Raw genomic sequence first — 14154 nt, 5'->3', positions numbered from 1 at the left:
ATCTAATCATGACGGAGTCTGGTATTGCATCGCCTGGTACAGCACCCGATATGCCGCCACCAACTGCCCCAGCGTGAACGCCCGGTTGCGTCCGCTGGGGTTGGGCAAGACCCAGACCTCGGCGCCGCCGAACGCTTGCGCCTGGCGCCCCCATGCCACGTCCTTTTTTCGCACCAACCCGGCGTAGGCAGACTTACCGAGGAACGCCAGGCAGCGGGGTGCATGGCGGATGATCTTCTGTTCGAAGCTCGCCGCCACCGAGGTGAACTCAGTGAAGGACAGTTGATCCGCCCGCGCCGTCGGTCGCTGAACCACGATGGTCAAGCCACAACGGTATTGCAGGATTGACCGATCGTCCTCCGGCAGTAAGCGTTGCGGGGTGAACCCGGCGAGGTGAAGCGTGGGCCAGAACCGATTGCCTCGACCGGCAAAATGATGCCCCTGGGCCGCCGCCATCAGGCCAGGGTTGATACCGCAAAACACCACCGCCAGATTTTCCGCGAGGATGTCTTCGAGGCCTGGCATCAGGCTGCCCGGCCGCACATGAGGCTGATCGCGGCGCGCGCAAGGCCGTCAAGTTGAGTGGACCGCTTCAGCCTGATTGCTGGCGGCCTGGAGACGATGATAAGAACTGCGGCACGGGCTAAAAATGGAGCGCCGGGACAAACACTGTTGCCAGAATTCATATGAATAGGCGTCGCGCCCGACTGCACGTTGCCGGGCCTTCGGTGGACATGAGCGGCGCTTGCCGTGCTCAGAGGTTCCCGAGCATTTCCCACAACGACGCACCCACCCCTGTGATGCTCTCCCCGGCGATCAACCCCGCCGCCGCGGTAATCGCGAAGCGTTCGGTGAGGCTCGGCCAGCGGCAGCTCACCAGCCAGGTGAGCACGGCGCCGAGGGCCATCATCAGCGAGACCGAGGCCGGCAGCACAAATGCCAGGCCCAAGGCTGCGGTGCTGGGCAGGTAGCGGGCGCGATGGGCCGGCAGCAGGCTGTCGAGAATGCCCAGCAGCAAACCGGCGAAACCACCGATGAAGATCGCCCAGCGAATGCTCGCCGACAACGAGTCCAGGCCATGGGTCAACGTTTGCGCCACGGCCTTCCAGGTGGCGACTGCCGGGGCTGGCCATTCTTCGGTGAGTAGCATGGCTTGCGGGTCGGGGATCAACGCCAGGTAGGCCAGCACGCCGACGATACTGCCGATGAAAATCCCCAGCGTCTGGGCCAGCAGTTGCTTGCGCGGCGTCGCGCCGATTGCCCGGCCGACCTTGAAGTCGTTCATCAAGTCCGTGCATTGCCCGGCCGAACCGCCGGCCGTGTTGGCGCTCATCAGGTTGATCGGCACCTGCCCCGGCGCGACGATGCCGAAGCTCAATTGGGACAACTGCCCGATGGCGCCGATGGGCGGGATACCCGTGGCGCCCACCACCCGGGCCGCCACCGCCGCCAGGCAGATGGCCAGGGGAATGGTCAGCAACGCCATCCACGGATTGATGCCAAACAACACCGCTTGCAGGCTGACCACCAGAACGATCGCCAGCAAAAACCCAATCGCGGGCCCGGCCTTGGGGATCGCCCAGGTTGTCCCGCCGCTGGCCTTGGTGGACGCGTGCAGCGTCCACAGGCGGATCGCCAGGGAAGCCAGGGTCGAGCAGACCATCAGGCTCACGCCCGGCCACAGCAACCATTCCACCAGCACCGCGAATTGTGGGCCGCTGCTGCCGGGCGGCATTTGCACCAGGCCATTTTCCAACAACCACGGCGCCAACCCGCCCCACGCCAGCAGTGCGCCGAGCAATAGGGTCAGGCCGACACGGATGCCGATGATGCCGCCGAATCCCACCAGCAACAGCGAAGGGTCGGCGGTGAATGTGAGCCGTTCCAGCTGGGCGCTCGGCGACCAGCGTGGGATAGCCCAAACGAACGTGTCGACCCACTTCGCCAGCCCGGACAGCAGCGTCGCACCCAACAACACCTTGAGGCGCGTCGCCGCTTCATGGCCATGGTTGTAGATATGCAGCAGGGTTTCCAGGGTCGCCATGCCCTCGGGAAACCTCAGGGCCTTGTCGTTGAGCAGCGAGGGCCGCAGGTACCAGGCGATCCAGATGCCCAGGAAACTCACTGAAAACACCCAGGCGACCATTGGCAAAGCGTCGAGTTGCTGGCCGGTCAGCAAGGTATACGCCGGGATCGGCGCCACCAGCCCGCCGGAGATGATCGACGCCGCGGCGGACGCCACGGTCTGGTTGATGTTGCTTTCATGCAGCGTCCAGGGCAACCCGGCAGCCGAGCGCTTGGCCAGGCCTTGCCAGACACCGTAGCCGACCAGCAAGGCAATGATCGACATGTTGAACGACCAGCCGATCTTCAATCCCGCGTAGACATTGGAGGGCGTGAGGAGGATACCGAGCACGATCCCGGTGATCACCGCGCGCGGGCTGAATTCACGCTCTACAGCGTGGACGTGCGGGGTCGAGGTTTGATCCATGCGAATTCCTTATCGGCAAAAACAGCACGGTCACCTGAGGTGACGACCTAGGCTCTGTACGAAATGTGTTCGCGCGAAGGCCAGACAAGGCGAAACGGGGCGAGGAAGCGGAGTGTACTGGAGTACATGAGCATTCCGAGCCTCGTTTCAACGCAGTATGGGCGAGTGCGGATACATTTCGTACAGAGCCTAACAAGTGAGCGCTGTATTGCCGTAAGGTTCATCCAGAGGGCAACCCCGGCATCGCGTTACCAACCCAGCTGCTTGTTGAAACCAAGGGCGTCGTAGTAGTCGTGCTGGGTGAGGATCTTGCCGTCCCTGAGCCGTATGAAACTGACGCCCTTGAAGCTCAAGGGGCGTCCCGTGGCCGGGGTTTCAGTGCTCCATGGCCCGGTATTGTTGCCCTTGAACTCCCATTCGAAGGCAATCCCTTCGCCTTTGAGAATCGGGTCGCCAAGCATTTTCCATTGCAGGTCGGGCACCGCCCGCATGAACACCTCGACCACCTGGCTCTTGGCATTTTCACGCCCCACCTGAGGCACGCCCACCGAGGCGTCGAGGAACTCGACATCCGGGGCGAAGAACTGGGCCGCCGCTTGGGCGTCGTGGGCATTCCAGGCCTTCATGTAGCCGTGGATGATATCCAGCGTCTGTTCCTGGCCAGCCGCCAGGACACCATGGCTGGCGAGGATCAGGAGCAGGCCAAGCAGCATTGATTGGATTCGAGAGGTCATAGCGTCCAGCCTTTTCCAAGAGGTGTCGCCTGCCGTCGGAAACGACAGGCGTTCGAGCGCGTCTAGCGTTGCTTCCAGGCATCTGAAGCGGGGGCCGTGCCCTTCTCGTAGGGACGGAACAGCGCCATGTAGACGAGGCCGGCAAGAATCACGATGGCGCCCACCAGCACGATGCCGTAGTTCACGTACCAGGGCGCATCGGGTGTGCGTGGCCACGACATGTTGACGATGGCGAACACGCCGTAGCAGAGCGCGGCAATGTTCACGATCCAGCCCCAACGTCCGAGGGTGAATTGGCCCTGGGGTTTCCAGCCACGCAGGCGGGCATACAGCACACCGCTGACAATCATCTGGAAGGCCAGGTAGATGCCGATGGCGGCAAAACTCACCACCATCGCGACGGCGTTCTGCAAGTAGAAGCCAACGCACACGATGATCGCCGGCAGCACACCGCAGACCAGCAACGCCGCTGTCGGCACGTGGGTCTTGGGCGAGAGTTTTTTCAGCGTCGCGCTGCCCATGAGCATTTCATCCCGGGCGTAGGCGTAGAGCAGACGACTGGCCGAGGCCTGCAGGCTCAGCACGCAGGAAACGAACGAGACGGTGATCACGCCCATCACCACCCGGGACATCACCGGGCCGAACGCCGCGCCGAAAATCGTCGACATCGGGTCCTTGTCCTGTCCGGAAATCACCGCGGCGATATCAGGCACCGCGAGGATCAAGGCGAGCGCAGCGAAGATCGAAGCGGCGCCGCCGATCCAGATGGTCATGCGCATCGCCTTGGGCACCTGGCGGCTGGGGTTCGGTGTTTCTTCGGCAACGTCGCCACAGGCTTCGAAACCGTAGTAGAGGAACATCCCCGCCAAGGAAGCCGCGAGGAACGCCGGCCAGTAGGCCCCGTCGATGGAAATATCAAACGTATCGAACAGCACGCTCAAGGGCTGGTGACGCTCGAAAATCAACAGGTAGCCGCCGATCACCAGGGCACCGACCAACTCACAGAGAAAGCCGAACATTGCCACCCGTGCCAGCAGCTTGGTGCCGCTGAGGTTCAAGACCGTCGCGGCGGCGGTCAGCACCAGGGCCACCAGGGTGTTGGTGACCGGCGAAGGTTCGAAACCCAGCAGGCTGGCGATATAGGGACCGGCCCCCAGCGCCACCGCCGCAATGGTGACGCACAGCGAAATGGCGTAGATCCATCCGACCATCCACGCCCACTTCTTGCCCACCAGGCGCCGGGCCCACGGGTAGACGCCACCGGAAATCGGATACTGGGACACGACTTCGCAAAAAATCAGGCACACCAGCATCTGGCCGAACCCCACCAACAGGTAGGACCAGAACATCGGCGGCCCGCCGGCCGCCAGGCACAAACCAAACAAGGTGTAGACGCCGACCACCGGCGACAGATAAGTGAAGCCGAGGGCAAAGTTCTGCCACAGGCTCATGCTGCGTTCAAAATTCGAGGTGTATCCCAGCGCACGGAGTTGCTCCGCATCCTGGTCCACCGCCACCGAGGCATTCATCGAGCTGTTCATTTCACCATCCTTCAGCAGGAAAATTGTTGTTGTAAGCGTCGAACAGGCCGCATCCCAGCGCTTAGAGCTGTATCCAGGTGGCCTTGATCTCGGTGTATTTGTCGAAGGCATGCAAGGACTTGTCGCGGCCGTTGCCGGACTGCTTGTAGCCACCGAACGGCGCCATCATGTCGCCGCCGTCGTACAGGTTGACCCAGACACTTCCGGCCCTGAGCGCACGGGCGACGTTGTGGGCACGGGACAGGTCAGCCGTCCAGACCGCAGCCGCCAGCCCATAGGGCGTGTCATTGGCGATACGCACCGCCTCCTCGGCATCGTCGAATTCGATCACCGAGAGAACAGGCCCGAAGATCTCCTCCCGAGCGATCTTCATCCCATTGCTGACATTGTCGAACAGCGTCGGCTCGACGTAGCTGCCACCGCTCTCCTCCAACGCCACGCGCCCGCCCAGCAATAACCGCGCGCCCTCCTCCTGCCCGCCCTGGATACGTTGCAACACCCCTTCCAGGTGACGGCTGTCCACCAGCGCGCCGACATTGGTATCGGGATCGAGTGGATGGCCCGGCTTCCACGCCTTCAGCGCCTCGATGACCATCGGCACGAACCGTGCCTTGATGGACGCCTGGACCAGCAAACGTGAACCGGCGGTGCAGACTTCGCCCTGATTGAAGGCGATGGCGGCGGCCGCCGCTTCGGCAGCGACCTGCAGGTCGGGCGCGTCGGCGAACACGATGTTCGGGCTTTTACCGCCGGCCTCGAGCCAGACCCGCTTCATGTTCGATTCGCCGGCGTACACCAAGAGCTGCTTGGCCACTTGGGTCGAACCGGTGAACGCCAGGGTGTCGACGTCACGGTGCAGGGCCAGCGCCTTGCCGACGGTGCCGCCGTAACCCGGAAGAACATTGAGCACACCCGCCGGCAAACCCGCCTCCAGGGCCAACTGGGCGATACGGATGGCGGTCAGCGGCGAACGCTCCGAGGGCTTCAGGATGACCGAGTTGCCGGTCGCCAGCGCCGGTCCCAGTTTCCACGACGCCATCATCAGCGGGAAATTCCACGGCACGATGACCGCCACCACGCCAACCGGTTCGCGGGTCACGAGGCCGAGTTGGTCAGGCGCCGTGGCGGCGACCTCATCGTAGATCTTGTCGATGGCCTCGCCACACCAGCGAATACTGTCGATGGAACCGGGCAGGTCCACCGCCAGCGCATCGCTGATCGGCTTGCCCATGTCCAGGGTTTCCAGCAACGCCAATTCCTCGGAATGGGCCTCCAACAGATCGGCAAAACGCAGCATGACCGCCTTGCGCTTCGCCGGTGCCAGGCGCGACCAGACGCCCGAATCGAAGGCCGACCGGGCATTGGCGACCGCCAGGTCGGCATCTGCCCCATCGCAACTGGCAACCGCGCCCAACAAACGCCCATCGATTGGGCTTATGCAATCGAAGGTCGCCCCTGAACAGGCCGGCACATAGCGTCCGTCGACAAAGGCACGTCCTTCGATGTCCAGCGCGTTGGCTCGGGTTTCCCACTCTGCTCGGCTCATGTGACTCATGGTGAAGGGTGCTCCTGGGTTCGATGATGCGATCTGGGCTCGCTTAAACCTATGGAACCATATCTTTTAGACCCTGAGAACCCCCGCCGATACGAATAAAGGTACGATTCTTTGACTTGCAGTGCCCAGGATCCCTAGAATCCCCAGGCGTCCGAGAGACGAAAGCGGATTAAAAACTGAAATAGAATTTTTAAGCACACGCGGAACCGTTCGCGCTTGACGCCACATCGGACGCTTGCCACAGGTGTCAATGACCCCGTTTATGAATGAATCGACCATGAGCCCCACATCGAGCCTCATACGCGTCAACCAGGAAGGGAAAACGGAATCCGTCACCCGTCGCCTGATTGAAATGATCGACCTCGGGCTGCTCGTCGAGGGCGAACAGCTGCCCAGCGAAAACAGCCTGTCCACCCAGCTCGGCGTTGCTACGGTCACGCTGCGCGATGCCCTGGCGGCGTTGCGCGAGCGCGGGGTGATCGAAACCCGGCGCGGTCGCAACGGCGGGAGTTTCATCTGCGCCGCGCCCGTGACTTCGGAGGAGGCGCTGTTCGACCAGTTGCGGGAAATCAGCACTTTGCAGTTGCGCGACCTGGCCGATGAACACTGTGCAATTTCAGGTGCTGCCGCCCGGTTGGCGGCCCAGCGTGCCGGCCCGGAGCAACATGCGCGGCTGGACGGCTTCATCGAGGCCTTGGCAAACGCCAAGGAGCGTCGAGAGCGGCGACGCGCCGATGCCCGGTTTCATATCGAGATTGCGGTGGCGGCGCAGTCCGTGCGCCTGACCCACAGCGAGGCGCGCTTGCAAGCCGAACTGGGCGAACTGCTGTGGCTGCCGTTCGCCGGCCAGCCGGATCCCCAAGCCATTGAACGCGAACACCGGGCCATCCTCGAAGCCATCATTGCCAACGACAGCAACCTGGCCGGCGCCCTTGCCGAAGCCCATGTGGCCCGCGGCATCCGCCGCTTGAGCAGCGTGCGGTTGCAACAGATGGCGCAGGACGCCGGATGACTGGAACAGAACTTGCTGAACGAATGACTCGCCCTGCAGCTCGACGTCCAGCCCGCGTCGCCTGCCTCCCGCAGCATACCCTCCGAGTCATGAGGTAGAGCCATGGCCAATGAAATGTCGGCACACGAACTGACCCAATGCGCAGCGCTGATCAACGCTTCGATTAGTAACGTCTTCAAAGGCCTCGAGGCACTGGGTGCCCAGGTATCGAGCATTTGGGAACAGCAACGGTGCAAGGCGAAGCAACCCGACCAAGGCGATCTCAAGCCGCTGCTGGCGGTCGTCCGGCGGATCCTCGACTCCGAAAGCCTCAAGTTCCACGGCGCCGGCGTGGTCTTTGCGCCGGGGGAACTGAAGGATTGCGAGATGCACCTGCAATGGTGGTGTCGCACCCAGCAGGAAGCGATACAGCCGCTGAAGCTGAACCTCAACAGCCGCAGCGATCGCTTCTACGACTACCTGCACATGCCGTGGTACACCCGTCCCCAGCAAACCCGCCGGCCGTCCATCGAAGGGCCTTTTGTCGATTTGTATGGCACCGAGCAGTACATCGTGGCGTTTTCGCTGCCAATCTTCTTCGATGATCGTTTCATCGGCGTCGCCGCTGCCGATATCTCTCTGCATTCCCTGGAGCCCTTGCTGGTGCGCAGCCTCATGCGGATCAGCAATGAAGCGCTGCTGCTCAACGCCGAGGGCCGGGTGCTTGCCGCCAACACGTCGAGCTGGCTGGCCGGCGATCTGATCCGCGACACCTTGAACCAGGACATGGAACACAGCCGGGTGTTGAGCCTGATCGATACGTCGTCCTATTGGAGCGTGGTGGAACGGCCCGCCCCACGAATTTGACCACGGCCCTCAAGCAGCCCCTGGCCCAGCCGATAACCTCAGTGACGAAGGCCCTCAGGCCTCGCCCGGCTCTGCTGGTTGCATAGGGTAATGATCAATGGCTTGGCAGCTTAATCGCTTACTGATGTTCGGCGTCCTGATGCTCCTGGTTGCAGGGGGATCGGCGTTGGCCATCGCGGCAGAGCCGCCGCTGCGCATCGTCACCGAGGAATTGCCGCCCTACAACATGACGCAGGACGGGCGCGTGACTGGCATGAGCACCGAGGTGGTCGAGGCCGTGCTCAAGGAAGTCGGCATGACAGCATCGATCCAGCCTATGCCCTGGGCGCGGGCCTACGAACTGGCGCTCAATGAAAGCAACGTCCTGATTTATTCGATCGTGCGCACGCCTGAGCGTGAATCGCTGTTCCAGTGGATCGGCGCCATCGCTCCGACCAAGTGGTACATCTACTCGCTGGCCGACCGGCCGGTGAAACTCAACTCCCTGGCCGACGCCCACGGGCACCAGATTGCGACCGTCAATCAGGACGTGGGCGAACAATACCTGGTCTCGAAGGGCTTTCGCATCGGCGAGGAACTGCAGTCCAGCACCAAGTACGAACACAACTACCGCAAGCTCAAGGTCGATCACGTAGAGCTGTGGATTTCCAACGAACTCAACGCGCTGTACCTGACCCGCCAGAATGGCGAAGATCCGGACAAAGTCCTGATCCAGTCGCTGCCCCTGCCCGAACTCAGCAGCGCCGACGGCCTGAACATGGCGTTCAGCCGCAAGACGCCGCCGCAGACCGTGGAAAAATTCCGCGCCGGCCTGGAGGCCATTCGTCGCAACGGTGTCTACGATGCCATCGCGCGCAAGTGGTTGTGAAATGGACGGTAGATTCCGCCCGTCTCCGTCCGTGCAACCACAGGCCAAGGCACTCAGCTCGCTCGGGCGGAGGCTGGTGCTCGCGACCTTGTTGTTCTGCCTGCTGTTCACCCTGGCAATGGTGACGTGGCGAACCTGGCTGGCGTGGGAGAACAACCTGGCGGAGATGAACTCCGAGCTGGGACTGATCGACCAGGTGTTCCGGGACACCTTGGCCCATGCGATCTGGGAAATGGATCGCGAATCCCTGGACAAGCAACTCACCAGTGTCGCGAGCGCCGCGCCCGTCGGACGCGTGGTGCTGAACATCCTGCGGCCCGGTCGATCACCGGAGATCATCGAGCTCAATCGCTACGCCTCCGGTGCCGCATCGGGTGCGGCGCCGGTGCTGCATCGCGAGCTTGTCGCCGAACCCTACCTGGGCGCCCATGAAAAAGTCGGCGAGCTGACCATCGAAGGCGACAACCGACTCCTGTGGGAGCGTCTTTGGGGAGAAGCACGCAGCATCGTCATCACCCAGATCATCCAATCCATGTTGCTGGCCGGGTTGGTGATGACCATGTTCAATCGCCTGGTGACCATTCATGTGGTGCACATCGCCCGGCATCTGGGCGCGCTCGCGCCGCAGACGCTCCAGCGTCACCTCAAGCTGCAGCGCTCGGTCAATCGCCAGGATGAACTGAGCCTGCTGGAATCCCAGGTCAACGAACTGCAGGACAACCTCCGCGCACACCTGGAGCGCCAGCGCACGGACGAACTGGCGATTGCCGCCAGCCGCGACCAATTGGTGGAGCTGGTCGAGGCGCGTACCGCAGAGCTCAAGGCCGCCAACGACGCCCTTGAAACCTTGTCGCGCCACGATGCCTTGACGGGTTTGGCCAACCGTCGTCATTTCGACGAGTTGAAGGAAGTTGAATTCAACCGCGCCATCCGCCATCGGACGCCCCTGGCCCTGCTCATGTGCGACGTGGATTTCTTCAAGATCTACAACGACACCTACGGCCACGTGAACGGCGACCAATGCCTGCAACAGATCGCCGACACCCTGCGTGAGGTGTACGGGCGCTCCGGCGAATTGACCGCGCGGATCGGCGGCGAGGAGTTCGTCGTGGTGCTGCCCAACGTGGACACGCAGCAGGCCTGCGATGCGGCCCAACGGCTGCGCGCCGCACTGGCCGAACGCCAATTGCCCCACAGCGGCTCATCGGTCTCCCCTTTCGTCACCTTGAGCATCGGCGTCGCCCAACTGGACCCCGAAGCCATGGACCATTTCGATCAACTGATGCAACGCGCCGACCAGGCGCTGTACCGGGCCAAGCACCAGGGGCGCAACCGCGTTTCCCTCTGAACACAACGCCAGCCACGAGGTTTGTATGCGCCACCACCTGATGCTCTACGCGTTCGTATTGCTGGCCCTGGTCACCGTCAAAAGCCAGGCCGATACCATCGAAGTCGTCACCGAAGACTCGCTGTACGCCTACCTGCTCGACGACAAATTGGTTGGCCCCGGCATCCACATTGCCTCCGACACGCTGAAAAACGCCGACCTCGGCGATTTCCACATGACCCTGTATCCCTGGGCACGGGCCTACGAAATGGCCCTGCGCGAGCCCAACGTACTGATTTTCCCCCTCGACCGCACGCCGGCCCGGGAGCAACTGTTCAAATGGGTCGGTGAAATCCATCGTTCCACCAGCCGGCTCTACAAACTGCGAGACGCCGAACCCATCAGGATCGGTAATCTCGAAGAGGCCAAGCAGTACAGCATCGGTGTGGTGCGCAACGACGCCAAGCAGATCTACCTGCAGGATCGCGGCTTCAAGAGATTGGTCGTGTCGGCGGACAACCACGATAACTTTCAGAAGCTGCTCAATCATCAGGTGCAACTGGTGCCGATGCCCGAGAACACCGCACGCCTGATGAGCCAGGATGCCCAGATGGATTTCAACCTGCTGGAGGAAGTCTACTCACTGGATGAACAACCCCACCGGGTCTACCTGGCGTTCAGCCTGAACACGCCGGACGAAACCGTCGCCAAGGCCCAACGCGCGTTCGAGCAACTCAAGGCTTCGGGCGAGGTGGAGCGCATCATGAAGGAAAAACGCTGACGGGCGACAGCGGTCAGCGGCGTTGAACTCTGCTATCGAAAACCCGTCCAGACCTTCACATGCCAGTGGGAGCGAGCCTGCTCGCGAAGACGTCGGCCCATGCGACATCGACGGGCGCTGACACACCGATTTCGCGAGCAGGCTCGCTCCCACTGTCCGGGTTTTGCTACCTGCGGTGGAGACTTTCGATGAGCGCGCTGAACACAATGCCGGATGCCATACAGACGCTGATGCTGGAGCGTAACGACTGGGTGCCCAACAACCCGCGCCTGCCCGTGATCATTTATCGGAATGCGATGACCAGCCAGGCAGGCGACCTGGCCACCCGCATCGAAGAGGTCTTTCGCGCCAACGGCTGGCCGCCGCAATGGCGCTACGGGATCTACGACTTCCATCACTACCACACCCAGGGCCACGAAGCCCTGGGCGTCGCCAGCGGCCAGGCGCGCCTGATGCTCGGCGGGCCCGATGGGCAAGTCCTCGAGGTCAAGGCCGGCGATGTATTGCTGCTGCCCGTCGGCACCGGACATTGCAACCTGGGCGCCAGCGATGATTTCCTGGTGGTCGGGGCATACCCGCCCGGCCAGGAGGCCGACATCCGCCGCGAAGCGCCGAACGAGGCGCAACTCGCGGCCATCGACACGCTGCCGTTTCCTGATCGGGATCCGGTGCTAGGCAGCGAGGGTGGCGTTACCCGGTACTGGTCGGATCCCCACTGAGATTTCACCCCATCGCGCTCATCGTCCGTCCTAGATCATCGGCGAACTGCTCACCACCCGCAGCGCCAGCCCTTCGAACGCATCCAGGGTAATGGTGAACTCGCCCTCGTCCGTGAGATCCCCTTCGACCCGCTCATTGATGATGTCCACCACCGGTCCCGGTGCGATACCTGGCAGGTGCAGAGTTTCAGTGATCGGCGTCGAGCCGAAGTTCAGCGCGGTGATCTGCGTGCCTTTGCCGGCCGGCAGCTCGTGGACCATGATCAGCAACCCCGGATGCTCGACGTCCGGAATCAGTATCTGCCGGCTCGCCGCGATGTCGTAGGCCCGGCGTGCGGCCAGGATCCTGCGCAGTTGCGAGGCGAACGAATCCGGATCCTTCAATTGACTTGGCAGGCTGCCGTACAACGTCCTGGCCCGGGGCATCTGCCCAGCCGACAACGGCGCCTCCGGATTGAGGTCCACCAAGTCATAGGCACCGCGATGAATCCAGCGCGTGTCGCCGTCGCGCATCAGGTGTTCGACCTGCTCCGCCGGCAACGGCAACGCTCCCACCAGATCCCAGCCCGACAAGGCGAACACGCCCGGCTGCATGGCGTTGAACATCACCAGCAACAGATGGACCTGGCGAATCTGCTGGATATCGGCGGCGGTGATCGTATCGAGGTCGCGAATGCCCAACGCGGCGGTGATGATACTGGCCGTGGTGCAGGACACGCCGTTGGTCACGAACCTGAGATTGTACGGGGCGTGTTCCCCGGACAGGCGCTCATACATTTGCTCGCGAATGTGCTCGCGCAAGATGCTGCCGGGGAACGTCTGGCCTTGGTACAGGTACGTGTCGTGGGCGTGCAGCGTCCAGAAATGCACCAGCTCCAGGGTCAATTCGTCGTGGTTCTGCAACGCGTGGATCAGCGACCCTGGATCGATGCCGAAGGCGTGCATCTGGCGCAGCATCAACCGCAGGAATTCGGTGTCGCCCATCAGCAACGCGTGTTGGTAGGCCGGGCGCGTGATGAAGTCATAGGACAGGTCCGCCCCGCCGTGGGACATGGCGGCGATGTCATCGAGGGTCAGGTTCAGTTCCTGGAAACTGAAACCTCCGGCCTTGCGAATCGCACCGCCGAGCAACTGGTTGCCGGTGATCGACAACGGATGGCTCTCGGACCAGGCGGTACCGTCGAGCTTGCGTTCCACGCCAAGGAAACCGTTGGCGTCCAGGCGCAGGATCTTCGCGCCCATGCAATCGATGGCGTGCAGCGCATCGCCGATGATCATCTGTTGCGCGGCAAAGCTTGGGTCGAGCCAGTTCAACGACGGCTGGCCTTCCTTGAAATAATGCAGGTAGACCCAACGCCGCGGCTTGCCATCGACGCCTATGACGACAGGAGTCGCACTCCAGTCGGTTTCCTTGACGCCGGGCTCGAAGAAAATCACCCGCTGCAACTGGCCGACAATGTAGTGTTTGTCGCGCAGGGCATCCACCTGTTGCGCGGTGAGGTTCTGCGCATCACGCCCCTCCTCGACCTCCGGGAGCAGCGGCCAGTCTTCCTCGCGGATCTCCACCATATGGTAGAGCCCCGGATAATCTTCATAGGCCATTTCCGCCAGGCGAAAGTCCGCGCCCTTGCCGGTATGGGACGGGATGACATCGTCGATGACCACCGCGTTGTGGGCGGCGGCCATGCGCGTCAATGCCTGTAGCTGGGCCTCTGTGCCCAATTCCGGGTCGATGTCGAAGCTGATGCGGTCGAAGTTGCCGTCGATGGTCGGCGTGTATTCGGCGCCGCGCAGGCCGCCCGATTGCTTCAGCGGGCCGTTGTGGATGCCCTGGATACCGATTTTCGACAGCGCATGCCACAAGGTTTCATCCCCCAGCGCTTCCAGCACCGTGCCCTCTTCCCGGGTGACGATGGAAGCCGGGTACGCGGTGAACCACACGGAGGATAGCGCCGAGGCGTCGCGGGGCCGGGTGTGCGCGAAGGGCTGTTGCCATAGACGTCCCTGCCCCGAATAGAGCTTGGCCCGCTGCCTCGCAGCCTTGAGCATCGATTGTTCGACCAGCCAGTCAATATGGTTTTTCTCAGCCATCGTCATGTAAACAATCACCTGTCGAGATGAAAAAACGCAGCAGTCCTGGGGTTCAAAGCTGCGGCTCGTTAGTCATCAGAGGCCTTGGCCTGGCATTCGTTGCATTGGGACAGAGGGCGGTTGTCATTCGCCGGACGGTCTGTTCGGCGTGAACTCTGAAAGGCCTCCCCTGGACAAATGTGGGAGCGA

At 62.5% G+C, this 14154-nt stretch carries 12 protein-coding genes; 6 read left to right on the top strand and 6 right to left on the bottom strand.

The window, feature by feature from the left end; all coding sequences use genetic code 11:
• Nucleotides 1-6: 6 nt before the first annotated feature.
• The 5 genes from mug to Q7C33_RS08190 form a co-directional block, all read right to left on the bottom strand.
• Nucleotides 7-525, bottom strand: a complete 519-nt coding sequence (gene mug / locus Q7C33_RS08210) for a G/U mismatch-specific DNA glycosylase (protein ID WP_407683166.1) — start codon at nucleotides 523-525, stop codon at nucleotides 7-9.
• Between the two features lie 229 nt (nucleotides 526-754).
• Nucleotides 755-2491 carry an OPT family oligopeptide transporter gene (locus tag Q7C33_RS08205; RefSeq protein ID WP_407683165.1) on the bottom strand — a complete coding sequence of 579 codons (1737 nt, stop codon included), beginning with the start codon at nucleotides 2489-2491 and terminating at the stop codon, nucleotides 755-757.
• 248 nt (nucleotides 2492-2739) lie between these two features.
• Nucleotides 2740-3225 (bottom strand): ester cyclase, encoded by a 486-nt coding sequence (locus tag Q7C33_RS08200; protein ID WP_033864606.1) that lies wholly within the window; start codon nucleotides 3223-3225, stop codon nucleotides 2740-2742.
• 62 nt (nucleotides 3226-3287) lie between these two features.
• Entirely contained in the window at nucleotides 3288-4766 is a 1479-nt protein-coding gene (locus Q7C33_RS08195) for an APC family permease (protein ID WP_030141634.1), read from the bottom strand.
• 61 nt (nucleotides 4767-4827) lie between these two features.
• The gene (locus Q7C33_RS08190) at nucleotides 4828-6321 is read right to left on the bottom strand and encodes an aldehyde dehydrogenase (protein ID WP_198795872.1); all 1494 of its coding nucleotides are present in this window, start codon (nucleotides 6319-6321) and stop codon (nucleotides 4828-4830) included.
• Between the two features lie 277 nt (nucleotides 6322-6598).
• Between Q7C33_RS08190 and Q7C33_RS08185 the strand changes: the two genes are divergently transcribed.
• The 6 genes from Q7C33_RS08185 to Q7C33_RS08160 all read left to right on the top strand — a co-directional run bounded on the left by Q7C33_RS08185 (nucleotide 6599) and on the right by Q7C33_RS08160 (nucleotide 11874).
• Nucleotides 6599-7333 carry a FadR/GntR family transcriptional regulator gene (locus tag Q7C33_RS08185; RefSeq protein ID WP_198795871.1) on the top strand — a complete coding sequence of 245 codons (735 nt, stop codon included), beginning with the start codon at nucleotides 6599-6601 and terminating at the stop codon, nucleotides 7331-7333.
• A 102-nt stretch (nucleotides 7334-7435) separates the two neighbouring features.
• On the top strand, nucleotides 7436-8179 hold the full coding sequence (locus tag Q7C33_RS08180) for a PDC sensor domain-containing protein (RefSeq protein WP_030141637.1): 744 nt from the start codon (nucleotides 7436-7438) through the stop codon (nucleotides 8177-8179).
• Between the two features lie 97 nt (nucleotides 8180-8276).
• Complete coding sequence (locus tag Q7C33_RS08175; protein WP_217859701.1) at nucleotides 8277-9047, top strand: substrate-binding periplasmic protein; 771 nt, start codon at nucleotides 8277-8279, stop codon at nucleotides 9045-9047.
• 1 nt (nucleotide 9048) lies between these two features.
• Nucleotides 9049-10395 carry a diguanylate cyclase gene (locus Q7C33_RS08170; RefSeq protein ID WP_217859702.1) on the top strand — a complete coding sequence of 449 codons (1347 nt, stop codon included), beginning with the start codon at nucleotides 9049-9051 and terminating at the stop codon, nucleotides 10393-10395.
• Between the two features lie 25 nt (nucleotides 10396-10420).
• The gene (locus tag Q7C33_RS08165; RefSeq protein WP_407683164.1) at nucleotides 10421-11155 is read left to right on the top strand and encodes a substrate-binding periplasmic protein; all 735 of its coding nucleotides are present in this window, start codon (nucleotides 10421-10423) and stop codon (nucleotides 11153-11155) included.
• A gap of 188 nt (nucleotides 11156-11343) precedes the next feature.
• Nucleotides 11344-11874, top strand: a complete 531-nt coding sequence (locus tag Q7C33_RS08160) for a cupin (protein WP_407683163.1) — start codon at nucleotides 11344-11346, stop codon at nucleotides 11872-11874.
• Nucleotides 11875-11904: 30 nt separating this feature from the next.
• Here the strand turns inward: Q7C33_RS08160 and treS are convergent, their stop codons facing one another.
• The gene (gene treS, locus Q7C33_RS08155) at nucleotides 11905-13971 is read right to left on the bottom strand and encodes a maltose alpha-D-glucosyltransferase (RefSeq protein ID WP_407683162.1); all 2067 of its coding nucleotides are present in this window, start codon (nucleotides 13969-13971) and stop codon (nucleotides 11905-11907) included.
• Between the last annotated feature and the right edge of the window lie 183 nt (nucleotides 13972-14154).

The sequence above is a fragment of the Pseudomonas sp. BP11-1-1 genome (assembly GCF_052112105.1).
GTDB lineage: Bacteria > Pseudomonadota > Gammaproteobacteria > Pseudomonadales > Pseudomonadaceae > Aquipseudomonas > Aquipseudomonas alvandae.
Note: the sequence above shows the minus strand (reverse complement) of the source record. Positions and strands in the feature narration are given on the sequence as shown.

What these genes read in the sequence shown, in the direction of transcription:
- mug (WP_407683166.1), bottom strand. Translation starts at nt 525, where the DNA reads ATGCCAGGCCTCGAAGACATCCTCGCGGAAAATCTGGCGGTGGTGTTT.
- Q7C33_RS08205 (WP_407683165.1), bottom strand. Translation starts at nt 2,491, where the DNA reads ATGGATCAAACCTCGACCCCGCACGTCCACGCTGTAGAGCGTGAATTC.
- Q7C33_RS08200 (WP_033864606.1), bottom strand. Translation starts at nt 3,225, where the DNA reads ATGACCTCTCGAATCCAATCAATGCTGCTTGGCCTGCTCCTGATCCTC.
- Q7C33_RS08195 (WP_030141634.1), bottom strand. Translation starts at nt 4,766, where the DNA reads ATGAACAGCTCGATGAATGCCTCGGTGGCGGTGGACCAGGATGCGGAG.
- Q7C33_RS08190 (WP_198795872.1), bottom strand. Translation starts at nt 6,321, where the DNA reads ATGAGTCACATGAGCCGAGCAGAGTGGGAAACCCGAGCCAACGCGCTG.
- Q7C33_RS08185 (WP_198795871.1), top strand. Translation starts at nt 6,599, where the DNA reads ATGAGCCCCACATCGAGCCTCATACGCGTCAACCAGGAAGGGAAAACG.
- Q7C33_RS08180 (WP_030141637.1), top strand. Translation starts at nt 7,436, where the DNA reads ATGGCCAATGAAATGTCGGCACACGAACTGACCCAATGCGCAGCGCTG.
- Q7C33_RS08175 (WP_217859701.1), top strand. Translation starts at nt 8,277, where the DNA reads ATGGCTTGGCAGCTTAATCGCTTACTGATGTTCGGCGTCCTGATGCTC.
- Q7C33_RS08170 (WP_217859702.1), top strand. Translation starts at nt 9,049, where the DNA reads ATGGACGGTAGATTCCGCCCGTCTCCGTCCGTGCAACCACAGGCCAAG.
- Q7C33_RS08165 (WP_407683164.1), top strand. Translation starts at nt 10,421, where the DNA reads ATGCGCCACCACCTGATGCTCTACGCGTTCGTATTGCTGGCCCTGGTC.
- Q7C33_RS08160 (WP_407683163.1), top strand. Translation starts at nt 11,344, where the DNA reads ATGAGCGCGCTGAACACAATGCCGGATGCCATACAGACGCTGATGCTG.
- treS (WP_407683162.1), bottom strand. Translation starts at nt 13,971, where the DNA reads ATGACGATGGCTGAGAAAAACCATATTGACTGGCTGGTCGAACAATCG.